Annotated in this window: 20 protein-coding genes; 15 read left to right on the top strand and 5 right to left on the bottom strand. The window is 72.6% G+C overall.

Annotated elements, in window-relative coordinates; all coding sequences use genetic code 11:
- Positions 1–207 precede the first annotated feature (207 nt).
- The gene (locus ACFQZ6_RS12970) at positions 208–1497 is read left to right on the top strand and encodes a citrate synthase (protein WP_381607854.1); all 1290 of its coding nucleotides are present in this window, start codon (positions 208–210) and stop codon (positions 1495–1497) included.
- 566 nt (positions 1498–2063) lie between these two features.
- Here the strand turns inward: ACFQZ6_RS12970 and ACFQZ6_RS12965 are convergent.
- The 3 genes from ACFQZ6_RS12965 to ACFQZ6_RS12955 form a co-directional block, all read right to left on the bottom strand.
- Positions 2064–4352: a heavy metal translocating P-type ATPase gene (locus ACFQZ6_RS12965; RefSeq protein ID WP_381607852.1), complete on the bottom strand. Its 2289-nt coding sequence runs from the start codon at positions 4350–4352 to the stop codon at positions 2064–2066.
- Between the two features lie 97 nt (positions 4353–4449).
- Positions 4450–4689, bottom strand: coding sequence for a heavy-metal-associated domain-containing protein (locus ACFQZ6_RS12960; RefSeq protein WP_381607851.1), 240 nt, complete (start codon positions 4687–4689; stop codon positions 4450–4452).
- 74 nt (positions 4690–4763) lie between these two features.
- On the bottom strand, positions 4764–5492 hold the full coding sequence (locus ACFQZ6_RS12955) for a TetR/AcrR family transcriptional regulator (protein WP_381607849.1): 729 nt from the start codon (positions 5490–5492) through the stop codon (positions 4764–4766).
- Between the two features lie 165 nt (positions 5493–5657).
- Here ACFQZ6_RS12955 and ACFQZ6_RS12950 point away from each other — a divergent pair, with 165 nt between their 5' ends.
- A complete protein-coding gene (locus ACFQZ6_RS12950) occupies positions 5658–7892 on the top strand; it encodes an MMPL family transporter (RefSeq protein ID WP_381607847.1) in 2235 nt (744 codons plus the stop codon).
- Positions 7893–7928: 36 nt separating this feature from the next.
- The gene (locus ACFQZ6_RS12945) at positions 7929–8984 is read left to right on the top strand and encodes a zinc-dependent alcohol dehydrogenase family protein (protein ID WP_381607845.1); all 1056 of its coding nucleotides are present in this window, start codon (positions 7929–7931) and stop codon (positions 8982–8984) included.
- Between the two features lie 74 nt (positions 8985–9058).
- Here ACFQZ6_RS12945 and ACFQZ6_RS12940 read toward each other — a convergent pair whose 3' ends face one another.
- Complete coding sequence (locus ACFQZ6_RS12940; protein WP_381607843.1) at positions 9059–9259, bottom strand: helix-turn-helix transcriptional regulator; 201 nt, start codon at positions 9257–9259, stop codon at positions 9059–9061.
- A 379-nt stretch (positions 9260–9638) separates the two neighbouring features.
- On the opposite strand from ACFQZ6_RS12940, the gene iolC reads away from it, so the two are divergent.
- The 9 genes from iolC to ACFQZ6_RS12895 all read left to right on the top strand — a co-directional run bounded on the left by iolC (position 9639) and on the right by ACFQZ6_RS12895 (position 23095).
- A complete protein-coding gene (iolC, locus tag ACFQZ6_RS12935; RefSeq protein WP_381607841.1) occupies positions 9639–10589 on the top strand; it encodes a 5-dehydro-2-deoxygluconokinase in 951 nt (316 codons plus the stop codon).
- Positions 10586–11476 carry a Cgl0159 family (beta/alpha)8-fold protein gene (locus ACFQZ6_RS12930; protein ID WP_381607839.1) on the top strand — a complete coding sequence of 297 codons (891 nt, stop codon included), beginning with the start codon at positions 10586–10588 and terminating at the stop codon, positions 11474–11476. Before iolC ends, ACFQZ6_RS12930 begins: the two co-directional genes overlap by 4 nt.
- Before the next feature lie 7 nt (positions 11477–11483).
- Positions 11484–12296, top strand: coding sequence for a 5-deoxy-glucuronate isomerase (iolB, locus tag ACFQZ6_RS12925; protein WP_381607837.1), 813 nt, complete (start codon positions 11484–11486; stop codon positions 12294–12296).
- On the top strand, positions 12293–14176 hold the full coding sequence (iolD, locus tag ACFQZ6_RS12920; RefSeq protein WP_381607835.1) for a 3D-(3,5/4)-trihydroxycyclohexane-1,2-dione acylhydrolase (decyclizing): 1884 nt from the start codon (positions 12293–12295) through the stop codon (positions 14174–14176). The genes iolB and iolD overlap by 4 nt, the downstream gene beginning before the upstream one ends.
- Before the next feature lie 14 nt (positions 14177–14190).
- Positions 14191–15693 (top strand): CoA-acylating methylmalonate-semialdehyde dehydrogenase, encoded by a 1503-nt coding sequence (gene mmsA / locus ACFQZ6_RS12915; protein ID WP_381607833.1) that lies wholly within the window; start codon positions 14191–14193, stop codon positions 15691–15693.
- A 129-nt stretch (positions 15694–15822) separates the two neighbouring features.
- The gene (locus ACFQZ6_RS12910; protein WP_381607830.1) at positions 15823–18471 is read left to right on the top strand and encodes an alpha/beta fold hydrolase; all 2649 of its coding nucleotides are present in this window, start codon (positions 15823–15825) and stop codon (positions 18469–18471) included.
- On the top strand, positions 18468–19340 hold the full coding sequence (locus ACFQZ6_RS12905) for an ABC transporter permease (protein ID WP_381607828.1): 873 nt from the start codon (positions 18468–18470) through the stop codon (positions 19338–19340). Before ACFQZ6_RS12910 ends, ACFQZ6_RS12905 begins: the two co-directional genes overlap by 4 nt.
- Before the next feature lie 145 nt (positions 19341–19485).
- The gene (locus ACFQZ6_RS12900) at positions 19486–21072 is read left to right on the top strand and encodes a vWA domain-containing protein (RefSeq protein ID WP_381607825.1); all 1587 of its coding nucleotides are present in this window, start codon (positions 19486–19488) and stop codon (positions 21070–21072) included.
- A gap of 94 nt (positions 21073–21166) precedes the next feature.
- Positions 21167–23095, top strand: a complete 1929-nt coding sequence (locus ACFQZ6_RS12895; protein WP_381607823.1) for an AMP-dependent synthetase/ligase — start codon at positions 21167–21169, stop codon at positions 23093–23095.
- An 86-nt stretch (positions 23096–23181) separates the two neighbouring features.
- On the opposite strand, the gene rdlB is transcribed toward ACFQZ6_RS12895, so the two are convergent.
- The gene (rdlB, locus tag ACFQZ6_RS12890) at positions 23182–23574 is read right to left on the bottom strand and encodes a rodlin RdlB (RefSeq protein ID WP_381607821.1); all 393 of its coding nucleotides are present in this window, start codon (positions 23572–23574) and stop codon (positions 23182–23184) included.
- A 189-nt stretch (positions 23575–23763) separates the two neighbouring features.
- On the opposite strand from rdlB, the gene rdlA reads away from it, so the two are divergent.
- The 3 genes from rdlA to ACFQZ6_RS12875 all read left to right on the top strand — a co-directional run bounded on the left by rdlA (position 23764) and on the right by ACFQZ6_RS12875 (position 25626).
- Positions 23764–24153, top strand: a complete 390-nt coding sequence (gene rdlA / locus ACFQZ6_RS12885; RefSeq protein WP_381607819.1) for a rodlin RdlA — start codon at positions 23764–23766, stop codon at positions 24151–24153.
- A 281-nt stretch (positions 24154–24434) separates the two neighbouring features.
- Positions 24435–24662: a chaplin ChpD gene (chpD, locus tag ACFQZ6_RS12880; protein ID WP_381618258.1), complete on the top strand. Its 228-nt coding sequence runs from the start codon at positions 24435–24437 to the stop codon at positions 24660–24662.
- A gap of 118 nt (positions 24663–24780) precedes the next feature.
- Positions 24781–25626 (top strand): chaplin, encoded by an 846-nt coding sequence (locus tag ACFQZ6_RS12875; RefSeq protein ID WP_381607817.1) that lies wholly within the window; start codon positions 24781–24783, stop codon positions 25624–25626.
- Positions 25627–25717: the final 91 nt, after the last annotated feature.

Below are 25717 nucleotides of genomic sequence, written 5' to 3'. Positions count from 1 at the left end.
TAAAAAATGATCGATCAAACGAGTCGCGAAGGTCACAGAGCACTTCCGGATGCGGAAGTCAGCGGGCAGGATGTGCAAGTTGGCGGCACTCAGTGCCGCCAATAAGCCCAATGGTCGACCCCGAGTGCACTCTCCTGAGCCAAATGGGGGATGGTAGAGACAGTCAGGGCACCTCGAAGATGAGGCACTACGTCGGTGAGGGAAGACGTGAGCGACAACTCTGTAGTACTGCGGTACGACGGCGGCGAGTACACCTACCCGGTGATCGATAGCACGGTCGGGGACAAGGGCTTCGACATCGGGAAGCTGCGGGCCCAGACCGGTCTGGTGACCCTGGACAGCGGGTACGGCAACACCGCCGCGTACAAATCGGCCATCACCTACCTCGACGGCGAGGCGGGCATCCTGCGGTACCGGGGTTACCCGATCGAGCAACTCGCCGAGCGCTCCACGTTCCTCGAAGTGGCCTACCTGCTGATCAACGGTGAGCTGCCGACCGTCGACGAGCTGTCCGGCTTCAAGAACGAGATCACGCAGCACACCCTGCTGCACGAGGACGTCAAGAACTTCTACCGGGGCTTCCCGCGCGACGCGCACCCGATGGCCATGCTGTCGTCGGTGGTCTCGGCGCTGTCCACGTTCTACCAGGACAGCCACAACCCGTTCGACGAGCAGCAGCGCAACCTCTCCACGATCCGGCTCCTCGCCAAGCTCCCGACGATCGCCGCGTACGCGTACAAGAAGTCGGTCGGCCACCCGTTCGTCTACCCGCGCAACGACCTCGGCTACGTCGAGAACTTCCTGCGGATGACCTTCTCGGTGCCCGCGCAGGAGTACGACCTGGACCCGACCGTGGTCTCGGCCCTGGACAAGCTGCTGATCCTGCACGCGGACCACGAGCAGAACTGCTCGACCTCCACGGTCCGGCTGGTCGGCTCCTCGCAGGCGAACATGTTCGCCTCGATCTCCGCGGGCATCAACGCCCTGTGGGGCCCGCTGCACGGCGGCGCCAACCAGTCCGTCCTGGAGATGCTGGAGGGCATCCGCGACGCGGGCGGCGACGTCGACTCCTTCATCCGCAAGGTGAAGAACAAGGAGGACGGCGTCCGGCTGATGGGCTTCGGCCACCGGGTCTACAAGAACTTCGACCCGCGCGCCAAGATCATCAAGGCGGCGGCGCACGACGTCCTCTCCGCGCTCGGCAAGTCCGACGAACTGCTGGACATCGCGCTGAAGCTGGAGGAGCACGCGCTCTCCGACGACTACTTCGTCTCGCGCAGCCTCTACCCGAACGTCGACTTCTACACCGGTCTGATCTACCGGGCCATGGGCTTCCCGACCGAGATGTTCACGGTCCTGTTCGCCCTCGGCCGCCTGCCGGGCTGGATCGCCCAGTGGCACGAGATGATCAAGGAGCCGGGTTCCCGCATCGGTCGTCCGCGCCAGATCTACACGGGTGTCGTCGAGCGCGACTTCGTCCCCGTCGAGGCCCGCTGAGCGAGCCTCGCCATGTGCTGAGAGCCGCGCCGCGCCGAGAGGCGCCGAGCGCGGCAGAAGGCGCCCCGGTACGTCAGTCCCCCCACGGGCCGACGACCAGGGCGCCTTCCCATGTCCCGGTGCGGATTCCCCCCACGGGATCCGGCCGGGCGTCTGTGGAGACCAGCGCCTGAATCGCTGTTGTTGCGGTGTTGCCGTACTGCGGTGGTGCGGTGGTGCGGTATTGCGGTGGTGCGGTGCGATCTGCCGGGACAGCGCACGCTGGGAGGGCCGCTCAAAGCTCCCCGGGCGTGGCGTGCCCCGGCAACGCTCCCCCAAGCTCTCAACTACGTTCGAGCAGGGAGGTACCCCCATCTGGGGAAGTCCCCCAAGACACCCCCAGACGCCAGCCAGCGCCCCCCAAGACGCTGTCTGACATCGCCAACTTAGACCTTCGAACCCCTTCGATGGTTACGTTCACATCACTGTGATCTGCGTCTCTTGCATTTGTCCTGTTAGTACGCAAGAGGCCCAATTCCCCGAACGGGGCTCAAGCGTAAGGAAAATGCGCGAGCCGTGTGAAGAGCTTATGTGAGGGTCGCCCCGGACTCCAGAGGGACCCCCGACCGAAAAGTCCTGAGGCGCAGGCTGTTCGTCACCACGAACACCGACGAGAACGCCATCGCCGCACCCGCGATCATGGGGTTGAGCAGGCCCGCCGCGGCCAGCGGCAGCGCGGCCACGTTGTAGCCGAAGGCCCATACCAGGTTGCCCTTGATGGTGCGGAGGGTGCGCCGGGACAGCCGGATCGCGTCGGCCGCCGCCCGCAGGTCCCCGCGCACCAGCGTCAGGTCGCCCGCCTCGATCGCCGCGTCCGTGCCGGTGCCCAGCGCCAGCCCCAGATCGGCGGCGGCGAGCGCGGCGGCGTCGTTGACCCCGTCCCCGACCATGGCCACGACCCGGCCCTCGCCCTGCAACCGCCGTACGGCGTCCACCTTGTCCTCGGGCAGCACCTCGGCGATCACCTCGGTGACGCCGACCTCGGCTGCCACCGCCTCGGCCACCGTCCGGTTGTCCCCGGTCAGCAGCACCGGCGTCAGCCCCAGCGCGCGCAGGGCGCGGACCGCCTCGGCGCTGGTCTCCTTGACCGCGTCCGCGACGGCGACGACTCCCCTCGCCGCGCCGTCCCAGCCGACCACCACGGCGGTACGGCCCGCCCGCTCGGCGCTCGCGCGGGCGCGTTCCACCTCCTCGGGGAGCGTGTCGTGGAGCTGGCGCCCCACGGTGACCTCATGGCCGTCCACGCGCCCCCGTACGCCCCGCCCCGGGACGTTCTCGAAGTGCTCGACGCCGGGCAGCTCGCCCAGCCGCTCCGCCGCCCCGGCGGCCACCGCGCGGGCGACGGGGTGCTCCGAGGCGTGCTCCAGGGCGCCCGCGAGGCGCAGCACCTCCTTCTCGTCGGCGCCCTGGACGGCGTACACCTCCCGCAGGGTCATGCGGCCGGTGGTGACGGTGCCGGTCTTGTCGAGGACGACGGTGTCGACCCGGCGCGTGGACTCCAGCACCTCCGGGCCCTTGATCAGGATGCCGAGCTGGGCGCCGCGCCCGGTGCCGACCAGCAGCGCGGTCGGGGTGGCCAGGCCGAGCGCGCACGGGCAGGCGATGATCAGTACGGCGACGGCGGCGGTGAACGCGGCGACGGTGTCGCCGGTGCTGCCGAGCCAGACGCCGAAGGTGGCCGTCGCGAGCAGCAGCACGACGGGGACGAAGACGGCGGAGACCCGGTCCGCGAGCCGCTGCACCTCCGCCTTGCCGCTCTGCGCGTCCTCCACCAGCTTGGCCATCCGCGCGAGCTGGGTGTCCGCGCCGACCCGGGTGGCCTCGACGACCAGTCGGCCCCCGGCGTTGACGGTCGCGCCGGTCACGGCGTCCCCGACGGCCACGTCCACCGGCACGGACTCGCCGGTCAGCATGGAGGCGTCGACGGCGGAGGCGCCCTCGGTCACCGTGCCGTCGGTGGCGATCTTCTCGCCGGGGCGGACCACGAACCGGTCCCCGACCTTGAGGTCGGCCACGGGCACGCGGACCTCGGCGCCGCCGCGCAGCACCGTCACGTCCTTGGCGCCCAACTCCATCAGCGCCCGCAGCGCGGCGCCCGCGCGGCGCTTGGAGCGGGCCTCCAGATACCGGCCGAGCAGCAGGAACGCGGTGACCCCGGCGGCGACCTCCAGGTAGATCGTGGCGGCGCCGTCCGTGCGGGAGACGGTCAGCTCGAAGCCGTGCCGCATCCCCGGCATCCCCGCGTCGCCCAGGAACAGCGCCCACAGCGACCAGCCGAACGCGGCGAGCGTGCCGACCGACACCAGCGTGTCCATGGTCGCCGCGCCGTGCCGGACGTTGGTCCAGGCGGCCCGGTGGAACGGCCAGCCGCCCCAGACCACGACCGGGGCGGCGAGCGTGAGGGAGAGCCACTGCCAGTTGTCGAACTGGAGCGCCGGGACCATCGCGAGCAGGACGACCGGGAGGGCGAGCGCGACGGAGACCAGCAGGCGGTGGCGCAGGGAGTCGAGTTCGGGGTCCCCGGCCCGGTCGTCCTCCTCGGGGACCTCCGGAGGCGCGGGCTCCTCGGCCGTGTACCCGGTCTTCACGACGGTGGCGATCAGGTCGGCGACCTCGGTCCCGGCCGGGTAGCTGACGCGGGCCTTCTCCGTCGCGTAGTTGACGGTGGCCGTGACGCCGTCCATCCGGTTGAGCTTCTTCTCGATGCGGGCCGCGCAGGACGCGCAGGTCATCCCGCCGATGAGCAGCTCGACCTCGGCGGTGGGCGCCGGGGCGGCTATCGGGGTCCCGGCGGGGGTGGTGCTGGTGCTGGTCATTCCCGGGCTCCAGGGGAGGGACCGGGCCGTACGGGCGCGGGGCGTCGGGTACGGCCCGGTGCCGTGGTGTGGGGTGGTGCGTGCGCCGGGCGGCGGATCAGGCCTTGCCGACCAGCTCGTAGCCCGCCTCGTCGACGGCGGCGCGTACGGCGTCCTCGTCGAGCGGGGCGGCGGAGACGACGGTGACCTCGCCGGAGGCGGCGACGGCCCGCACGGAGCTGACGCCGGGGAGCTGGGACAGCTCGCCGGAGACGGCGCCCTCGCAGTGGCCGCAGCTCATCCCGCTCACCTTGTAGACGGCGGTGACGGAACCCTGGGTGTCGGTCTGGGCGCTCATGTCGTTACTCCTCGTCGAGGCGCGTGGGTCGGACGAGACCCCGGGGGAGGGGCCACGCTTCCCAGACTATACCCCTAGGGGGTATAAATCCAAGAGGGGTCGCGCCGTGTCCCGGCGCTCATCGGTCCCAGGTAGCGGATCAGTACGTCCTTGATCTCCTGTACGTACGCCTCCCGCTCGGCGCCCTCGTGGGCCAGGACCAGCTCAAGGCCCGCCTTGTAGACGCCCAGGGCGACCTGGGCGACGCGGGTGATGTCGGCCGGGGAGCGGTCGGGCAGCAGGGAGGTCAGGAGTGCCTCGATCCGGGTGAGCAGGGTCGCGTGCAGGGCGTCGTGCTGCTCGGCGATCCGGCCCGGGATGTCGGGGCCGTGCATCAGCGCGAAGAACTCCGGGCGCTCGCAGTTGAACGCGATGAACCGGTCCACGGCGGCGCCGACGGCCTCCTCCAGCGGCGTCGCCGGGTCGACGGGGGCGAGCGCCTCGCCGTAGGTCTCCCGCATCTCGTGCATCAGGCGGCTGCCCAACTCGATCGCGATCGCTTCCTTGTTCGGGAAGAACTGGTACAGCGTGCCGGGGGAGACGCCCGCCTCGCGGGCGATGGCGTTGGTGCTGGCGGCGGTGTAGCCGGTCGTGCAGAACACGCTCGCGGCGGCCTCCAGCAACTGCGTGATCCGGCGCTCGCCGCGAGCCTGACGGCGGCGCGGCCGGTCCGTCGCCTCGGTCTCCTTGGCCTCCTTGGGCTCCTTGGTTCCCTCGGGTCCCTTGGCCTCTTCTGTCCCTGTTTCCGCTCGCTCCTCGGACACGCGTTATCCCCAGCTTCCCGAACGCGATTGACAAACGCGAGCGACCGCTCGCATTCTGGAGAAACGCGAGCGACGTCTCGTGTTTGTCAGTCTATGGCAATGACACTCCCATGCTGCCTGCTCGTACGCCGGGCAGCCGGGCCACGGTGAAGGGGACACCGCAGGATGACCGAAGTCAAAAGCCCGCCCCAGGTCGGGCGCTGGACCCGTTTCGTGACCGCCCGCCCACGGCTGTCCCTGCTCGCGGCCCTCGTGGTGACCCTGCTCGCCGTGCTGGCGGGCGGCGGCGTCGCCGACCGGCTCTCCAGCGGCGGCTGGGAGGACCCGGGAGCCGAGTCCACGTACGCCACCGAGGCGCTGGAGCGCCAGTTCCCCGACTCGCAGCCCAACCTGCTGCTCCTCGTCGACGCGGGCCGCGCCTCGGTCGACGACCCGGTGGTCGCCGCCCAGGCCGAGGACCTCGCCGCACGGCTGGCCGCCGAGGAGGGCGTCACCGGCGTCGGCTCCTACTGGCAGTCCCGCTCACCCGCCCTGCGCGCGGAGGACGGCCGCCAGGCGCTGATCGCCGCCCGGATCACCGGTGACGAGACCACCGCGGGCGAGACCCTGGAGCGCATCGCACCGCACTTCCGCGGCAGCCAGGGCCCGGTGGAGGTGCGCATCGGCGGCATCGTCGCCGTGCGCCACGAGATGCAGACCACCATCCAGGAAGACCTGGTGCGGGCCGAGATGATCGCCCTGCCGGTGACGCTGGTGCTGCTGGTGATGGTCTTCGGCAGCGCCGTCGCGGCCCTGCTGCCGCTCGGCATCGGCATCGTGGCGATCCTCGGCACCAACGCCGTGCTGCGCGGCCTCACCGAGTTCACCGACGTGTCGGTCTTCGCGCTGAACCTCACCACCGCCCTGGGCCTGGGCCTCGCCATCGACTACGCCCTGTTCATCGTCCGCCGCTTCCGCGAGGAACTGGCCACCGGTGCCGACCCGCTGACCTCCGTCGCCACCACCCTGCGCACGGCGGGCCGCACGGTGCTGTTCTCCGCCCTGACGGTCGCGGTCTCCCTGGCGGCGATGCTGCTCTTCCCGCAGTACTTCCTGCGGTCCTTCGCCTACGCCGGTATCGCCGTCGTCCTGCTCGCCGCGGCGGCGGCGCTGATCCTGCTCCCGGCCGCCCTGCTGCTGCTCGGCCACCGGGTGAACTCCCTGGACCTGCGCCGCCTCTTCCGGCGCGGCGGCCAGCGCGCCCGCGTCCCGGGCGCCGAGGAGGGCCGGGGCTGGGGCCGCGCGGCGGGCCTGGTGATGCGCAGGGCGCCCTTCTTCGCCCTGGCCACCACCGCCGTCCTGGTCCTGCTCGGGCTGCCGTTCCTGGGCGTGAAGTTCGGCACCGCCGACGACCGTCAGCTCCCCTCGGGCGCCGAGTCGCACGTCGTCCAGCAGGACATCCGCGACGGCTTCCCCGGCAGCCCCGGCGGCGGACTGGAGATCCTCGCCGAGGGCCGCGCCACCGAGGCCCAGTACGCCGACTACAAGGAGCGCGTCGCCGCGCTGCCGGAGGTCCTGCGGGTGGACGGCCCGCTGGTGCAGGGCGACGCCGCGTACTTCACGGTGCAGCCCAGGGGTGAGGCCGTCGACGAACCCGCCCAGCGCCTGGTGGGCGACATCCGCGCCCTGGACGCCCCCTTCGACACCGCCGTCACCGGCACCGCCGCCGTCCTGGTCGACACCAAGGACGCGATAGGGGAGCAACTGCCCTGGGCGGCGCTGTTCATCGCCGTCGTCACGCTGATCCTGGTCTTCCTGCTCACCGGCAGCGTGCTCATACCCCTCCAGGCGGTGCTGCTCAACGCCCTCAGCCTGACCGCCATGTTCGGCGCCGTGGTCTGGGTCTTCCAGGACGGGCACCTGTCCGGCCTGCTCGACTTCACCAGCACCGGCTCCATAGAGACCACCCTGCCGGTCCTGATGTTCTGCGTCGCCTTCGGCCTCTCCATGGACTACGGCGTGTTCCTGCTCTCCCGCATCAAGGAGGAGTACGACCACACCGGCGACCATCAGCGGGCCGTACGGCATGGGCTCCAGCGCACCGGCGGTCTGATCACCGCGGCGGCGGTCATCCTGGCGGTGGTGATGGTCGCCATCGGCACCTCCCGGGTCACCAACACCAAGATGCTCGGCCTCGGCATCGCGCTGGCCGTGCTGATGGACGCGATGGTGGTGCGCAGCCTGCTGGTCCCGGCGGTGATGCGCCTGACGGGCCGCGCCACCTGGTGGGCCCCGGCACCCCTGCGGCGGCTGCACGCCCGGTTCGGGCTGAGCGAGGGCGAGTCGGCCCCGGGCGCCACCCCGGCCGAGCAGGGGCGCGAGAAGGAGCGAGAGGGGGACAAGGTGACGACGGGCGGTTAGGTTGCCCCGGACGTAGTGGACGCGGAGGAGTGACGGATGCGGGCTGTGGTGTTCGAGCGGTTCGGGGAACCGGCCGAGGTGCGGGAGGTGGCGGACCCGCGGCCCGCGGAGCACGGCGTCGTGGTGCGGGTCGAGGCCACCGGCCTGTGCCGCAGCGACTGGCACGGCTGGCGGGGCCACGACCCGGACATCGCCCTGCCGCACGTCCCCGGGCACGAACTCGCCGGGGTCGTCGAGGAGGTCGGCGCCCGGGTCACCGGCTGGCGGCCCGGGGACCGGGTCACGGTGCCGTTCGTCTGCGCCTGCGGCGGCTGCCCCTCCTGCGCGGCGGGCGACCAGCAGGTCTGCGAGCGGCAGACCCAGCCCGGCTTCACCCACTGGGGCTCCTTCGCCCAGTACGTGGCGCTGGCCCACGCCGACGTGAACCTCGTCGCCGTCCCGGAGGAGACGACCTTCGCCACGGCGGCCTCCCTTGGCTGCCGGTTCGCCACCGCCTTCCGCGCCGTCGTCCAGCAGGGCCGGGTGGCGGCCGGGGAGTGGGTGGCGGTGCACGGTTGCGGGGGAGTGGGCCTGTCGGCGGTGATGATCGCCGCGGCGGCGGGCGCCCGCGTCATCGCCGTCGACGTGTCGCCCGGCGCGCTGGACCTGGCGCGGAAGTTCGGCGCGGCGCACGGTGTGGACGCCGCCCGTACCGAGGACACCGCGCGGGCGGTCCGGGAGCTGACCGGCGGCGGCGCACACCTCTCGCTGGACGCCCTCGGCTCGCCCGTCACCTGCGCCGCCTCCGTCAACGGCCTGCGCCGCCGGGGTCGGCACGTCCAGGTCGGCCTGCTGCCCTCGGCCGACGGCACCACCGCCGTCCCGATGGCCCGCGCGGTCGCCCTGGAACTGGAACTCCTCGGCAGCCACGGCATGGCCGCCCACGCCTACCCGGCCCTGCTGGACCTGGTCCGCTCCGGCACCCTCCGCCCCGACCTGCTGGTCACCTCCGCGATAGGCCTGGACGCGGCCCCGGCGGCCCTGTCCGCGCTGGGCACGGCACCGGGCGCCGGGGTGACGGTCATAGAACCCTGGGCTGACCCGAGGAGCTGAGCCCGGGAGGCGATCACCCCGGTGGGTCAGCCCGGTCGGTCACCCCGGTCGGTCACCGCCAGCTCGCGGCGCGTTCAGTCCCGCCGTCGCCCCCTGTTCCCCGGCCTCGCGGCGGCCCAGGTGCGGACCGTGTCGGCGTACCAGTAGGGCTTGCCGCCCTCCACATGGTCGGGTGGGGGCAGCAGACCGTGTTTGCGGTAGGAGCGCACGGTGTCGGGCTGCACCCGGATGTGCGCCGCGATCTCCTTGTAGGACCAGAGCCGTCGGTCGGTCATGAGTTGCACCTCCCCGCGCCACGCCACGGCGGCGGCCGGGGACGGCCGTCGGGGGAGCCGGGCGCAGCGCTGGCGATCACCAAGCCTGTGCCCGGTCAACGACGGAGAGTGACAGCGGAGCGGGGCTGTGGGACGGGTGTGACCGGGAACCCGCGGACACGCGACATGTGTGACGCGCGGGTGGTGTTTGTGACAAAGGTGCCGCAAAGGCGTACGCCGGTCCGTCGGCGGGGCGTGTTGACAGCGGTTGGTCCACCCGTCACCCGTATGTCGTCAGAATGTCCGGACAAAATATTGACAGGGTTCCCGGTGCAGGGCTAGAAACCGGGGAGAGGCCGGAACAGTGGGAGCGCGCGAGGAGCACCGCGAAGGGGACTCGATGGCGTACGAGCTGATCACCATGGGGCGGATCGGGGTGGACCTGTACCCGTTGCAGACGGGTGTCCCGCTCCCGCAGGTGACGTCCTTCGGCAAGTTCCTCGGCGGTTCGGCGACGAACGTCGCGGTCGCCGCCGCCCGCCTCGGCCGCCGCACGGCGGTGATCACCCGCACCGGCGACGACCCCTTCGGCACCTACCTCCACGACGCGCTGCGCGGCTTCGGCGTCGACGACCGCTGGGTCACCCCGGTCGCCGGACTGCCCACCCCGGTCACCTTCTGCGAGGTGTTCCCGCCGGACGACTTCCCGCTGTACTTCTACCGCCAGCCGAAGGCCCCCGACCTGGAGATCGACGCCCATGACCTCGACCTGGACGCCATCCGCGAGGCGGGCGTCTTCTGGGTCACCGGCACCGGTCTGAGCGAGGAGCCCAGCCGCACCGCCACCCTCGCCGCCCTCGCCCACCGCGGCACGGCGGGCCCCACGGTGTTCGACCTCGACTGGCGGCCGATGTTCTGGGCGAACCCCGACACCGCCCGCCCCCACTACACCGAGGCACTGCGCCACACCACCGTCGCCGTCGGCAACCTCGACGAGGTCGAGATCGCCACCGGCGTCCGCGACCCGCACGCCGCCGCCCGCGCCCTGCTGGCCGCCGGGGTGGAGCTGGCCGTCGTCAAACAGGGACCCAAGGGCGTCCTGGCGATGAGCGCCGACGGCGAGTCCGCCGAGGTCCCGCCCCTCCCCGTGACCGTCCTCAACGGACTCGGCGCGGGGGACGCCTTCGGCGGCGCCCTCTGCCACGGCCTGCTCGGCGGCTGGAGCCTGGCGGAGACCATGCGGTACGCCAACGCGGCGGGGGCGATCGTGGCCTCCCGCCTGGAGTGCTCCTCCGCGATGCCCACCCCCGCCGAGGTCGAGGCCGCGCTCGCCGCCGGAGCGGTCCGGTGACCGTCGACGTCGCGGACCTCGTCCGCACCCGCACCCGGCACCCGGAGGCGATAGCGGAGGCCGCCGCCCGCCGCCCGCGCCGTCCGCTGCTGGGCGACAGCGGACGGCTGATGATCGTCGCCGCCGACCACCCGGCCCGCGGCGCGCTCGGCGTCGGGGACCGCAAGTTCGCCATGGCCAACCGCGCCGACCTGCTCGAACGCCTCTGCCTGGCGCTCTCCCGGCCCGGCGTGGACGGCGTCCTCGCCACCGCCGACATCCTCGACGACCTGCTGCTGCTCGGCGCCCTCGACCACAAGGTGGTGATGGGCTCGATGAACCGCGGCGGACTCCAGGGCGCCGCCTTCGAACTCGACGACCGCTTCACCGGCCACCGCCCCGAGGACATCCAGCGCCTCGGCTTCGACGCGGGCAAGCTGCTGCTGCGCATCGACTACCGCGACCCCGGCTCCCTGACCACGCTGGAGTCCACCGCCCGCGCGGTCGACGCGATGGCGGCGCGGCGGCTGCCGGTCTTCGTGGAGCCGTTCATCTCCCACCGCGACGCGGACGGGCGGCTGCGCAACGACCTGTCCGCCGACGCCGTCACCCGCTCCATCGCCATCGCCTCAGGGCTCGGCGGCAGTTCGGCCTACACCTGGCTGAAGGTGCCGGTCACCGACGACCCGGACGACATGGCGAGGGTGATGGAGACCTCCACCCTCCCCGCCGTGCTGCTCGGCGGCGACGTCGGGGACAAGCCCGACGACCAGGCGGAGGCGTACGAGAGGTGGCGCGGCGCGCTCCGGCTGCCCACCGTGCGGGGTCTGGTCGTGGGCAGATCGCTGCTGTACCCGGCGGACGGCGACGTGGCCGCCGCCGTGGACACCGCCGTAGGACTGCTGTGAGGGCCGCATGAGAAACGAGCTGCACGTCCCGAAAGGCGCGGCCGCGAACGTGGAGTACGCGCTGGACATCGACCCGGAGCGGGCCGGGTGGGGGTACAGCGCGCTGCGAGTGGTGGAGCTGGCGCCGGGCGGCACGCACACGTTCGCCACCGGCGACAGCGAGTGGATCGTGCTGCCGCTCAACGGCGGCTGCGTCGTACACGTAGATGAGGAGAGGTTCCCCCTCCTGGGCCGGGAGCACGTGTTCGCGTCGGTCACCGACTTCGCGTACGCGCCCCGGGACGCCCGGGTCCAGATCGCCTCCGACGCGGGAGGCCGCTTCGCCCTGGCAGGAGCGAAGTGCGAGCGACGACTCCCCGCCCGCCGCGGCCCCGCGTCGGAGGTCCCCGTGGAGGTGCGCGGCAGCGGCACCCGCACCCGCCACGTCCGCAACTTCGCCGCCGCCGACACCTTCGTCTGCGACCGGCTGATCGCCGTGGAGGTGATCACCCCGGGCGGCAACTGGTCGTCGTACCCGCCGCACAAGCACGACGAGGACCGGCCCGGTGAGGAGTCCGAGCTGGAGGAGATCTACTACTTCGAGATCGACGGTCCGAACGGGTTCGGGTACCAGCGGGTGTTCCCCTCCAGGGAGGGCGGCTCGGACGTCCTCGCGGAGGTCCGCACCGGCGACGCCGTCCTCGTCCCGGACGGCTGGCACGGCCCGTCCGTCGCCCAGCCCGGCCACGACATGTACTACCTGAACGTCATGGCGGGACCGGGGAAGAACAGGGAGTGGCGGATCTGCTTCCACCCGGACCACACAGAGGGGTACCGATGACGACGACCAGGCTCACCGTCGCGCAGGCGCTCGTCCGCTTCCTGTCCGCCCAGTACACCGCACGCGACGGGGTGCGGCAGCGGCTGATCGGCGCGACCTGGGGCATCTTCGGCCACGGCAATGTCGCCGGGATCGGCCAGGCGCTCGTCGAGTACGGCGACGTGATGCCGTACCACCAGGGCCGCAACGAACAGGCGATGGTGCACGCGGCGGTCGGCTACGCCCGCCAGTCCAACCGGCTGTCCACGCACGCGGTGACCACGTCCATCGGCCCCGGCGCCACCAACCTCGTCACCGGCGCCGCGCTCGCCACCATCAGCCACCTGCCCGTCCTGCTGCTCCCCGGCGACGTCTTCGCCGCCCGCCCCGCCGACCCGGTGCTCCAGCAACTGGAGGTGCCGTACGCGGGCGACGTGTCCGTCAACGACTGCCTGCGCCCGGTGTCGCGGTACTTCGACCGCGTCACCCGGCCGGAGGCCCTGATTCCGGCGGCCCTCCAGGCCATGCGGGTCCTCACCGACCCGGTGGACACCGGCGCCGTCACCCTCGCCCTCCCGCAGGACGTGCAGGCCGAGGCGTACGACTGGCCGGACGACTTCTTCACCGACCGCACCTGGGTGGTACGACGGCCGGGCGCCGACCCCACCGAGCTGGCCGAGGCCGTCACCGCGATCCGCGCCGCCCGGCGCCCCCTGGTCGTCGCGGGCGGCGGCGTCCACCACAGCCGCGCCGAGGAGGCCCTCGCCGAGTTCGCCGCCGCCACCGGCATCCCGGTCGCCGCCACCCAGGCGGGCAAGGGCTCCCTCACCTACGACCACCCCCAGGACGTCGGCGGCATCGGCCACACCGGCACCGCCACCGCCGACGAACTCGCCCGCACCGCCGACCTGGTGATCGGTGTCGGCACCCGCTGGACCGACTTCACCACCGCCTCGAACACCCTCTTCGCCGCGCCCGGCGTGCGCTTCCTCAACCTCAACATCGCGCCCTTCGACGGCCACAAGATGGCGGGCCTGCCGCTGGTCGCGGACGCCCGCAGCGGACTGACCGAACTCACCGACGCCCTCCGCCTGCACGGCCACCGCGTCCCCGACGCCTACGTCAGCGAGTACACCGAGGACAAGGAGCGCTGGGAGCAGCGCGTCGACGCCTGCTACGAGGCCGAGGAACCCGACGTACGGCGCCCCACCCAGCCGCAGGTCCTCGGCGCCCTGGACGCGCTGGTCGACGAGACGGACATCGTCATCAACGCCGCCGGTTCCCTCCCCGGCGACCTGCACAAACTCTGGCGCGCCCGCTCCCGCGACCAGTACCACCTGGAGTACGGCTACTCCTGCATGGGCTACGAGATCCCCGCCGCCCTCGGCGTGAAGCTCGCCGCGCCCGACCGGCCCGTGTGGGCGCTCGTCGGGGACGGCACCTACCTGATGATGCCGACGGAGATCGTCACCGCCGTACAGGAAGGCGTCGCGATCAAGGTCGTCCTCGTGCAGAACCACGGGTACGCCTCCATCGGCGGCCTCTCCGAGTCCGTCGGCGCCGAGCGGTTCGGCACCGCCTACCGCTACCCGGCCGACGACGGCGGCTACACCGGCGCCCCGCTCCCCGTCGACCTCGCCGCCAACGCCGCGAGCCTCGGGATGCGGGTGCTGCGCGCCCGCACGGTGCGCGACCTGCGCGCCGCGCTGGCCGAGGCGCGGGCCGCCGACACCCCCACATGTGTCTACGTGGAGACCGAAACGGCAGACACAGTGTCGGGCGCGCCCCCGGCGCAGGCCTGGTGGGATGTACCCGTCGCCGAGACCGCCACCAGGCCCTCCGCGGTCAAGGCACGCGAGCTGTACGAACGGCACGTCTCCACCCGACGCCGCCATCTGTGAAGGAGCAACCGGTCATGACGAAGATCGTCAACCACTGGATCGGCGGCAAGTCCGTCGACGGCACGTCGGGCACCTACGGCCCGGTGACGGACCCGGCGACCGGCCAGGTCACCACGAAGGTCGCCTTCGCCTCCGTCGACGAGGTGGACGCCGCCGTCGCCGCCGCCAAGGACGCCTTCGCCACCTGGGGCCAGTCCTCGCTGGCCCAGCGCACCTCGATCCTGTTCACGTTCCGGGCGCTGCTGGACGCCCACCGCGACGAGATCGCGGAGCTGATCACCGCCGAGCACGGCAAGGTGCACTCCGACGCCCTCGGTGAGGTGGCGCGCGGCCTGGAGATCGTCGACCTGGCCTGCGGGATCAGCGTGCAGCTCAAGGGGGAGCTGTCCACGCAGGTCGCCAGCCGCGTCGACGTGGCCGCGATCCGGCAGCCGCTGGGCGTCGTCGCGGGCATCACGCCGTTCAACTTCCCGGCGATGGTGCCGATGTGGATGTTCCCGCTGGCCATCGCCTGCGGCAACACCTTCGTGCTGAAGCCGAGCGAGAAGGACCCGTCGGCGGCGGTGCGGCTCGCGGAACTGCTGGCGGAGGCGGGCCTCCCGGACGGCGTGTTCAACGTCGTGCACGGCGACAAGGTGGCCGTCGACCGGCTCCTCGAACACCCCGACGTCAAGGCGGTCTCCTTCGTCGGCTCCACCCCCATCGCCCGCTACATCCACACCACCGCCTCCGCCCACGGCAAGCGCGTGCAGGCCCTCGGCGGCGCCAAGAACCACATGCTGGTCCTCCCCGACGCCGACCTGGACGCGGCGGCCGACGCCGCCGTCTCCGCCGCCTACGGCTCCGCGGGCGAGCGCTGCATGGCGATCTCCGCCGTGGTCGCGGTCGGCGCGATCGGCGACGAGCTGGTGGCGAAGATCCGCGAGCGCGCCGAGAAGATCAAGATCGGCCCCGGCACCGACCCCGCCTCCGAGATGGGCCCGCTGATCACCGCCGCCCACCGCGACAAGGTGGCGTCGTACGTGGCGGGCGCGGCGGCCGAGGGCTGCGAGGTCGTCCTCGACGGCACCGGCTACACCGTGGAGGGCCACGAGGAGGGGCACTGGATCGGCATCTCCCTGCTCGACAAGGTGCCGACCACCGCGAAGGCGTACCAGGACGAGATCTTCGGCCCGGTGCTGTGCGTACTGCGCGCGGAGACGTACGAGGAGGGCGTCGCCCTCATCAACGCCTCCCCGTTCGGCAACGGCACCGCGATCTTCACCCGGGACGGCGGCGCCGCCCGCCGCTTCCAGTTGGAGATCGAGGCGGGCATGGTCGGCGTCAACGTGCCCATCCCGGTCCCGGTCGGCTACCACTCCTTCGGCGGCTGGAAGGACTCCCTCTTCGGGGACCACCACATCTACGGCAACGACGGCACGCACTTCTACACCCGAGGCAAGGTCGTCACCACCCGCTGGCCCGACCCGGCCGACGCCCCGGCAGGTGTCGACCTGGGCTTCCCGCGCAACCACTGACCCGCGCGCGTCCCGTCCCCGTGTACCGCGCCCGCGGTACACGGGGACGGGCCCGTACCCCCGTGGGAGGTCACGGGGTTCACCCCGGGGGCTGCCCCCGTTGTCGGTGGCGGCCCGTACCGTTGACGCATGGATCTTCGACTGCCCGGACTGCGGAGGCCGCGCGGACCACGGAGGCTGCTCGCCGCCGTCGCCGCCGTGGCCGTACTCGCCGGTGCCGGTACGTGGACGGCCGTCGCCTCCGACGACCCGCCCGCGGTGCACCGCACCGACCGGGTGCTGGGCGTCGGCGAAGGGGTGCGGGTCGACACCTCGTACTTCACCTCCGCCGACGCCGGGCGCCGCCCCGCCGTGCTGCTGGGCCACGGCTTCGGCGGCAGCAAGGACGACGTCCGCGAGCAGGCCGAGGAACTCGCCCGGGACGGCTACGCGGTGCTGATCTGGTCCGCCCGCGGCTTCGGCCGCTCCACCGGCCGGATCGGGCTCAACGACCCCCAGGGCGAGGTCGCTGACGTCTCCCGGCTCATCGACTGGCTGTCCCAGCGGCCCGAGGTCCGCCTCGACAAGCCCGGCGACCCGCGCGTGGGCGTCGCGGGCGCCTCCTACGGCGGCGCGATCGCCCTGCTCTCCGCCGGGTACGACGACCGGGTGGACGCCATCGCCCCGGCGATCACCTACTGGAACCTCGCGGACGCGCTGTTCCCCAACGGCGTGTTCAAGAAGCTGTGGGCGGGCATCTTCGTCAACTCCGGCGGCGGCTGCGACCGGTTCGAGCCCCAACTGTGCGCGATGTACGAGCGGGTCGCGGAGTCCGGCGCCCCGGACCCCGAGGCGCGCGCCCTGCTGGAGGAGCGCTCACCGTCCGCCGTCGCCGACCGCATCGACGTGCCCACCCTGCTGGTGCAGGGCCAGTCCGACTCCCTCTTCCCACTCGGCCAGGCCGACGCGGCGGCCAAGGCGATCCGCGCCAACGGCGCCCCCGTCGACGTCGACTGGATCGCGGGCGGCCACGACGGCGGCGACCCGGAGGCCGACCGGGTCCGCGCCCGGGTGACGTCCTGGTTCGACCGGTACCTCAAGGACGACGAGGGCGCCGACACCGGCCCCGCCTTCCGCGTCACCCGCACCGGCGGCGTCGACTCCACCGACGGCGAGGCGCTGCTGCGGGGCGCCAGCGCCGACACCTACCCCGGCCTGGGCAGCGGACAGCGCGCCATCCCGCTCACCGGTCGCGAGCAGCGCTTCGACAACCCGCCCGGCGGCGCCCCGCCCGCCGTCTCCGCCCTGCCAGGACTCGGCGGCTCCGGCGGCCTCGCCCAGCTCTCCTCCCTCGGCGTCGGCGTCTCCCTCGACTTCCCCGGCCAGTACGCGAAGTTCGAGTCGGCGCCCCTCGACCGCGACCTGCGCGTCACCGGCTCCCCGACCGTGACCGTGCACACCGAGTCCACCACCGACGACGCCGTGCTCTTCGCCAAGGTGTACGACGTCGGCCCGGACGGCGGCCAGCAGGTGCTGCCCTCCCAGCTCGTCACCCCGGTGCGCGTCGAGGACGCCAAGGCGGGCCGGGACGTCACCCTGACCCTCCCCGCCATCGACCACGAGGTCGACAAGGGCCACCGGCTGCGCCTGGTCATCGCCTCCACCGACCTCGGCTACGCCTCCCCGGCCACCCCGGCGACGTACCGGGTCTCCCTGAAGGGCGACCTCAAGGTGCCCACCGCGCCCGGCGTCACGACCGCCGCCGCGCCGCTGCCGTCCTGGGTGTGGTGGCTGCCCCTGCTGGCCGCCGTCCTCGCCGCGGCGCTGCTGCTCACCGGCCGCCGCCGCACCACGACGCCCGCCCCGGACCCGGCGCTCGCGGACGTACCGCTGAAGATCACCGACCTGAGCAAGCGGTACGCCGGGTCGACCGACCGGTACGCGGTCCGCGACCTCTCCTTCACCGTGGAGAAGGGCCAGGTCCTCGGCCTCCTCGGCCCCAACGGCGCGGGCAAGACGACCACCCTGCGCATGTTGATGGGCCTGATCCAGCCGGACGGCGGCGAGGTCCGCGTCTTCGGCCACGCCATCCGGCCCGGCGCGCCCGTCCTCTCCCGGGTCGGCGCCTTCGTCGAGGGCGCGGGCTTCCTGCCGCACCTGTCCGGCCGGGAGAACCTGGAGCTGTACTGGCGGGCCACCGGCCGCCCACCCGAGGACGCCCACCTGGACGAGGCCCTGGAGATCGCCGGTCTCGGTGACGCCCTCGCCCGCGCGGTGCGCACCTACTCGCAAGGGATGCGCCAGCGCCTCGCCATCGCCCAGGCCATGCTGGGCCTGCCCGACCTGCTCATCCTGGACGAGCCGACCAACGGCCTCGACCCGCCCCAGATCCGCGAGATGCGCGAGGTGATGATCCGGTACGCGGCGGCGGGCCGCACGGTCATCGTCTCCAGCCACCTCCTCGCCGAGGTGGAGCAGTCCTGCACCCACCTCGTGGTCATGGACCGCGGCAGGCTCGTGCAGGCGGGTCCCGTCGGGGAGATCATCGGCTCCGGTGACACCCTGCTCGTCGGCACCACCGGGCCCGTCGAGGAACCCGTCGTGGAGAAGATCGGCGCGCTGCCCGGCGTCGCCTCGGCCGTCCGCGCGGACGACGGACTCCTGGTCCGCCTCGACGCCGGGGGCAGCCCCGTCCGGCTGGTGGCCGAACTGGTCCGCCTGGAGGTGCCCGTCGCGTCGGTGGGCCCGCACCGCCGCCTGGAGGACGCGTTCCTCACCCTGATCGGAGGTTCCGCATGAGCGCCGACACGACGCTCACCGAGCGCACGGAGGTGGCCCACGGCTACCGCGCGGGCCGCACCCTGCCGCTGCGCGTCGAGCTGGTCCGCCAGCTCAAGCGCCGCCGCACGCTGGTGATGTTCGCGATCCTCGCCGCGCTGCCGTTCGTGCTCGTCGCCGCGTTCGCGATCGGCGGTGAGCCGGACGGCGGCGGTGACCGCATCACCCTGATGGACACGGCCACCGCGTCCGGCGCCAACTTCGCCGCGGTCAACCTCTTCGTCTCCGCGGGCTTCCTGCTGGTCATCCCCGTCGCCCTGTTCTGTGGGGACACCGTCGCCTCGGAGGCGAGCTGGTCGTCGCTGCGCTATCTGCTGGCGGCGCCCGTGCCGCGGGCCCGGCTGCTGTGGTCCAAGCTGGTCGTCGGGCTGACGCTGAGCCTGGCCGCGATGGTGCTGCTGCCGGTGGTGGCGGTCGGCGTCGGCACGGTCGCCTACGGCTGGGGGCCCCTGAAGATCCCCACCGGGGGCGCGCTCGACGCGGGCACGGCGGCCGGGCGGCTGGTGGTCGTCGTCGGCTTCGTCTTCGTCTCCCAACTGGTCACCGCCGGGCTGGCGTTCTGGCTCTCCACGAAGACGGACGCGCCGCTGGGCGCGGTCGGCGGCGCGGTCGGCCTGACCATCGTCGGCAACGTCCTCGACGCCGTCACCGCCCTCGGCGACTGGCGCCACTTCCTGCCCGCGCACTGGCAGTTCGCCTGGGCGGACGCCGTCCAGCCGAACCCCGAGTGGTCCGGCATGATCCAGGGCACCGCCCTGTCCCTCACGTACGCGCTGGTGCTGTTCGCGCTGGCCTTCCGGGGTTTCGCCCGCAAGGACGTGGTCTCCTAGGTCACCGGAAGATCACCTACCGGTCTCGACGGCCCTGGTCCGTGCCCGCATCGAGACCCTTCCGCAACGCCCTGTCCCGCACCTTCCGGCACCCCGCGCCGTCACAGTCCCAGAAGGCGACACCGACGCGCACAGGGGGCCACCCATGGACCACACCACCGAACCGACCCTCCCCAGCCGCCGCCCGCCGCGGCGGCCCCGGGGCCCGCGCACCGCGCTCACCGCGCTGGCCGTCGCGGGCGGGCTGCTGCTCAGCGCCTGCGGCGGCACCGGCGAGCACACCGCCACGGCCGACAAGGGCGGCGCCAGCGACTCCCGCGGCGAGGCCCCGCTGCCCGCCCCCGACCAGCGGCAGGGCACCGGCGAACAGGACAGCGACGGCACCGGCGAGACCGACTCCCGCGAGGTCGCCCCCGCCCCCGACTACCTCTCCACCTTCGCCCTCGACGTCGACACCGCCTCCTACGGCTACGCCCGCCGCACCCTCGCCGAGGGAGGGCTGCCCCAGCCCACCACGATCCGCCCCGAGGAGTTCGTCAACAGCTTCCGCCAGGACTACGACCGCCCGGACGGCGACGGCTTCTCCGTCACCGTCGACGGCGCCCGCACCAGCGCGGACGACTGGTCCCTGGTGCGCGTCGGGCTCGCCACCCGCGAGGCCGAGGGTCGGGGCGAACGCCCGCCCGCCGCCCTCACCTTCGTCCTCGACGTCTCCGGCTCCATGGCCGAGCCCGGCCGCCTCGACCTCGCCAGGAAGTCGCTGGGCGTGCTGACCGACCGGCTGCGCGACGACGACTCGGTCGCCCTGGTCACCTTCAGCGACGAGGCGGAGACCGTCCTGCCGATGACCCGGCTCGGCGGCCACCGCGACGAGGTCCACGACGCCATCGACGACCTGCGCACCGACGCCTCCACCAACCTCGGCGCGGGCGTCGAGACCGGCTACGCCACCGCCGAGGACGGCCTGCGCCGCGGCGCCACCAACCGGGTCGTGCTGGTCTCCGACGCGCTCGCCAACACCGGCGACACCGACGCCGACACCATCCTGGAGCGCATCGCCGGGGCCCGCCGCGAGCACGGCATCACCCTGTTCGGCGTCGGCGTCGGCAGCGACTACGGCGACGCCCTGATGGAACGCCTCGCGGACCGCGGCGACGGCCACACCGTCTACGTCTCCACCCCCGACGACGCCTACGACGTCTTCGCGGAGCAGCTCCCGCGCAACATCGACCTCACCGCCCGCGACGCCAAGGCGCAGGTCGCCTTCGACCCGGAGACGGTCGAGGAGTTCGCCCTGGTCGGCTACGACAACCGCGAGGTCGCCGACGAGGACTTCCGCGACGACTCCGTGGACGGCGGCGAGGTCGGCCCCGGCCACACGGTCACCGCCCTGTACGCGGTGCGCACCCGGCCCGGCGCCTCCGGCCACCTCGCCACCGCCACCGTCCGCTGGCTCGACCCCGACAGCCGCGCCCCGCACGAGGAGTCCGCGAGCGTGGAGACCGGCACCGTCGACGGCTCCCGCGCCCGCGCCTCCGACCGGTTCCGCGTCACCGCGGTGGCCGCCTACTTCGCCGACGCCCTGCGCCAGGGCGGCTACGGCAGCCGCCTGCCCGGTGCCCCGTCCCTGACCGAACTCACCGAGGAGGCCGAGGACCTCGCCGACGCCACCGGCGACCGCGCGGTGGCGCGGCTCGCCGACGCCATCCGCCAGGCGGACGCCCTGTACTGACGAGCCCGGACGCCGCCCGCGGCCCCATTGACTCCTTCTTACTTCCGAGTAAGTTACTGGCGAGACAACGTCGTTCGCCGCACCGGGAGCCGCCATGGGCGTACGCAGGGATCTGAAGCGGGCCAAGCAGCACTCCCGCCTGCCGGACCACACCGGCATCGAACTGGTCAGGGACGCCGACGGCACGGTGCGCGAGGCGCGGGCCGCGCCCCTCGTCCCGCGCCCGACGACCGGCAGCGTCGCGGACATCCCGTACACCAACGCCGCCGAGGCGCCGGGCGCGGTGGTGCTGCGCCGCCGCGCCGCCGACGGGAGCTGGCGGCCGGTGACCGCGGAGACCTTCGCCCAGGAGGTCACCGCGGTCGCCAAGGGCCTGATCGCCGCCGGACTCGAACCGGGCGGCCGGGTCGCGCTGATGTCCCGCACCCGCTACGAGTGGAGCGTCCTCGACTTCGCGATCTGGGCGGCGGGCGGCCAGAGCGTCCCCGTCTACGCCACCTCCTCCGCCGACCAGGTGGAGTGGATCGTCCGCGACTCCGGCGCCCGGTTCATCGTCACCGAGACCGCCGACAACGCCGCCACGGCCACCTCCGCCACCTCCGCCCTGCCCGCACGGCCCCGCGTGTGGCAGCTCGACGCGGGCGCCCTGGACGACCTCACCCAGCTCGGACGGCACCTCCCCGACGACGAGGTCACCCAGCGCCGTACCGCCCTCACCCCCGACGCCATCGCCACCGTCTGCTACACCTCCGGCACCACCGGCCGCCCCAAGGGCTGCGTCCTCACCCACGCCAACCTGCACGCGGAGGCGGCCAACACCGTCGAACTGCTGCACCCGGTCTTCAAGGCCGTCTCCCGCCAGACCGCCTCCACCCTGCTGTTCCTGCCGCTCGCGCACATCCTCGGCCGCGCCCTGCAGATCGGCTGCCTGATGGCCCGCATCGAGACCGGCCACTTCCCGAGCGTCAGACCCGCCGAACTCCGCCCCGCGCTCAAGGAGTTCCGGCCCACGTTCCTCGTCGGCGTCCCCTACCTCTTCGAGAAGATCCACGACACCGGCCGCGCCACCGCCGAGAAGCTCGGCCGCGGCGCCTCCTTCGACCGCGCCGACCGCGTCGCCGTCCGCTTCGGCGAGGCCCACCTCAACCGCTTCCTCGGCACCGGGAAGGGGCCGGGCCCCGCCCTGTACGCCGCGTGGGCCCTGTACGACCTGCTGGTCTACCGCAGGGTCCGCAAGGAACTCGGCGGCCGGGTCCGCTACGCCATCAGCGGCGGCTCCCCCCTGGACCGCGACCTCAACCTGTTCTTCTACGCCGCCGGAATCATGATCTACGAGGGCTACGGCCTCACCGAGACCACCGCCGCCGCCACCGTCGTCCCGCCGCTGGGCCCCCGCCCCGGCACCGTCGGCCGCCCGGTCCCCGGCACCTCGGTCCGCATCGCGGCGGACGGCGAGGTCCTGCTCAAGGGCGGCATCGTCTTCGGCGCCTACTGGAACAACCCCGAGGCCGCCGACGCCGTCCTCACCGACGGCTGGTTCCACACCGGCGACGTCGGCACCCTCGACCAGGACGGCTACCTCACCATCACCGGCCGCAAGAAGGACATCCTCGTCACCTCCGGCGGCAAGAACGTCTCCCCGGCCGTCCTGGAGGACCGGCTGCGCAGCCGCTCACCCATCGGCCAGTGCGTCGTCGTCGGCGACAACCGCCCCTACGTCGCCGCCCTCATCACCCTCGACCCCGAGTCCGTCGCCCACTGGCTCGCCGTCCGCAAGCTGCCCCCCGACACCCCCCTGTCCCAGGTGATCGAGGACGACCGGATGCGCGCCGACGTCCAGCGGGCCGTCGACTACGCCAACGAGGCGGTCTCCCGCGCCGAGTCCATCCGCGCCTTCACCCTCGTCGACGGCGAGTTCACCGAGGCCAACGGCCTGCTCACGCCGTCCCTGAAGGTCAAACGCCACGCGGTGGCGGAGGTGTACGCGAAGGAGATCGACGCGCTCTACGACACCGGCCGCTAGGCCGCGGCGCCGGACGCGGAAGCGGGCGGGGCCGCCGGATCGACTCCGGCGGCCCCGCCCACGTCATGTCCGCTGGGAGCGGCAGCTCACTCCTCGCCGTTGTACGACAGGATCGACACGTCCTCCAGCAGGTGGGCCAGCGCGCCGTCGCGCTTGGACTGCGTGGAGTTCTCGGCGCACTGCTGGGTCATCTCGTCCGACAGGATCGGCACGTCCTGGATCGGGATGAGGTTGATGACGCTGACGGGAATGTCGCTGACGGCGATACACGGCTTGTTGAACGAGCCCTGGATGAGCGCCATCTGCGGGCTCATGTTCCCGTAGGTGGCGGAATTGCCGTAGAACTGGGCGGCACCGTTGCCGTTGGCGAGGGCCGGGCCGCTGTCATCGCCGATCGCCATCGCCTGCGGAGCGGCGACGGCGGAAGCGCCCATGACGGACGCGGCGATCGCCGCGGTGGCAACAACCTTCTTGATCACTGGAAGTCCTTTCTGAGGAAACCCCGTCCACCGGAGCTCTCTGGTCAACTCCACGTGACCGGTGTGGTTTCTGTCGTTCACCCGGTCGGCCCACATGCGGGCCAACTGGGTGAACCGCCGCAACTAATCCTGGTCCGCCGTGTTGATGGAGCCGTAGGACATGCGTCGCTACGAGGAAAGGAATGCGAAGTGCTCAAGAAGGCAATGGTCGCCGCGGCGGCCGCCGCTTCCGTCATCGGTATGTCGGTGGCGGCCGCTCCCCACGCGCTTGCCGTGGGCGACGACTCCGGCCCGGCCGTGGCCAACGGCAACGGAGCCGAGTCGGCTTACGGCAACTCGGCGACCAAGGGCGACATGAGCCCGCAGCTCTCGCTCGTCGAGGGGTCGCTCAACAAGCCGTGCGTCGGCCTTGAGGACATCAACGTCGCGGTCATCAACATCGTCCCGATCCAGGACGTGCCGATCCTGTCGGACGACCTGGCTCAGCAGTGCACCGACAACTCCACCCAGGCCAAGCGCGACGCCGCCCTGTCGCACATTCTGGAGGACCTGTCGGTTCTGTCGGCGAACGGCGACTGACCCGAATTCGAGGATCCCGGTCGAGCCCGGGTGGTCCGCAGCGGTACCGCGCGGGCGCCCGGGCTTCTCCGGAGATCTCCTTGCCCGAATGCTCGAATGCCGGGGGTGAAACGTGTGGTGACACGGCGCGAACGGGTGAATTCCCGGGCGACCCGCGTTCCAGAGTTTCTCAAAGCGTCTATCCCTCGTTCTACAGCTGCCGGTCATGGTGCGAGCCGTTGAAGCTGTGCTCGCTCGGTTTCGGCCGTCATAGGGGCATGACCGCAGAGAAGGGAATTCTCATGAAGAAATGCGCTGCCGTTGTCGCGGGCGCGATCATGGCTCTGGGCGGGGCCGCCCCGGCGTTCGCCGACGCGGGCGCCCAGGGGGCCGCTGTCGGTTCCCCGGGTGTCCTCTCCGGCAACGTCGTGCAGGTGCCCGTCCACATCCCCGTCAACGTGTGTGGCAACACGATCAACGTCGTCGGTCTGCTGAACCCGGCGTTCGGCAACGTGTGCGTCAACAAGTGACGTCGTAGCGCACCGGCTCGTTCGGCTGCGTCCCGGCCGGTCTCGGACAAGGGTTCCCTTCCGTCCGGGACCGGCTGTCTCCTTTCTGCCCATTTCTTCTCACCAGGAAGACACGAGATTGCGACAGACCCTGAGCAGGGGAATGGTCGCGGCGGCTGCCGCGACCGGCATTCTGTCCCTGTGCGGCAGCCCCGCCCTCGCCGACTCGACGGCTGACGCGGGCGCCCGGCAGTCACCCGGCGTCGCCTCCGGCAACGCCGCCCAGGCACCGGTGCACGTACCGGTGAACGCCTGCGGCAACACCGTCGACGTCGTCGCCGCGCTGAACCCGGCCTTCGGCAACTCCTGCGCGAACGTTTCGCACACGGACCACGGGGGGCACGGCGGGCACGGCGGCGGTCACGGCCACGACGGTGGCTACGGCGACGGCGGTTACGGCGACGGCGGGCACGGTGGCACCTCCGGCTCCTCCGCCGACGGTGCCGCCGTCGGCTCGCCCGGCGTGGGGAGTGGCAACAACGCCCAGGTACCGGTCGACGTACCGGTGAACGCCTGCGGGAACACCGTCGACGTGGTCGGCGCGCTGAACCCCGCCTTCGGCAACGGCTGCGCCAACGCGGAGCAGCCGGGCTACGGCGACACGCCCCCGACGCACCCGCCCACGCCGCCCTCCGACGACGAGGACAAGCCCCCCGCCGACGAGGAGCAGCCGCCGCCCCCGGCCGACGAGGAGGAGCAGCCGCCCGGCGACCACCACGAGCCGCCCGCCGACGAGGAGGAGCAGCCGCCCGCGGCCGAGGAGGAGCCCGGCACCCCGCCGGAGGGCGAGGAGGAGCACGGTACGGCGCCCGAACTGGCCGAGACCGGCGGCGCCGCCCTGCTCGGCGCCTCCGCCGCCAGCGCCGCCCTGATCGCGGCCGGAACCCTGCTGTACCGACGCGGACGCGCCACCTCCCCCAGGTAGGCACCCGCACCCCGACGCCCCGGGCGACGGCCACCCCACCGGCCGCCGCCCGGGGCGCCGTGCGTCGCCGGGACGGTGAGCGACGCCCACC

This window comes from Streptomyces flavalbus, assembly GCF_042674625.1.
GTDB lineage: Bacteria > Actinomycetota > Actinomycetes > Streptomycetales > Streptomycetaceae > Streptomyces > Streptomyces flavalbus.
This window is presented reverse-complemented; position numbering and strand designations above follow the sequence as displayed.

Excerpts from the sequence above, each read along its gene's own strand:
- ACFQZ6_RS12905 (WP_381607828.1), top strand. The coding sequence starts at position 18,468 with ATGAGCGCCGACACGACGCTCACCGAGCGCACGGAGGTGGCCCACGGC.
- iolC (WP_381607841.1), top strand. The coding sequence starts at position 9,639 with ATGGCGTACGAGCTGATCACCATGGGGCGGATCGGGGTGGACCTGTAC.
- ACFQZ6_RS12945 (WP_381607845.1), top strand. The coding sequence starts at position 7,929 with ATGCGGGCTGTGGTGTTCGAGCGGTTCGGGGAACCGGCCGAGGTGCGG.
- ACFQZ6_RS12900 (WP_381607825.1), top strand. The coding sequence starts at position 19,486 with ATGGACCACACCACCGAACCGACCCTCCCCAGCCGCCGCCCGCCGCGG.
- ACFQZ6_RS12895 (WP_381607823.1), top strand. The coding sequence starts at position 21,167 with ATGGGCGTACGCAGGGATCTGAAGCGGGCCAAGCAGCACTCCCGCCTG.
- ACFQZ6_RS12910 (WP_381607830.1), top strand. The coding sequence starts at position 15,823 with ATGGATCTTCGACTGCCCGGACTGCGGAGGCCGCGCGGACCACGGAGG.
- chpD (WP_381618258.1), top strand. The coding sequence starts at position 24,435 with ATGAAGAAATGCGCTGCCGTTGTCGCGGGCGCGATCATGGCTCTGGGC.
- mmsA (WP_381607833.1), top strand. The coding sequence starts at position 14,191 with ATGACGAAGATCGTCAACCACTGGATCGGCGGCAAGTCCGTCGACGGC.
- ACFQZ6_RS12940 (WP_381607843.1), bottom strand. The coding sequence starts at position 9,259 with ATGACCGACCGACGGCTCTGGTCCTACAAGGAGATCGCGGCGCACATC.
- ACFQZ6_RS12960 (WP_381607851.1), bottom strand. The coding sequence starts at position 4,689 with ATGAGCGCCCAGACCGACACCCAGGGTTCCGTCACCGCCGTCTACAAG.
- ACFQZ6_RS12965 (WP_381607852.1), bottom strand. The coding sequence starts at position 4,352 with ATGACCAGCACCAGCACCACCCCCGCCGGGACCCCGATAGCCGCCCCG.
- iolD (WP_381607835.1), top strand. The coding sequence starts at position 12,293 with ATGACGACGACCAGGCTCACCGTCGCGCAGGCGCTCGTCCGCTTCCTG.
- ACFQZ6_RS12950 (WP_381607847.1), top strand. The coding sequence starts at position 5,658 with ATGACCGAAGTCAAAAGCCCGCCCCAGGTCGGGCGCTGGACCCGTTTC.
- iolB (WP_381607837.1), top strand. The coding sequence starts at position 11,484 with ATGAGAAACGAGCTGCACGTCCCGAAAGGCGCGGCCGCGAACGTGGAG.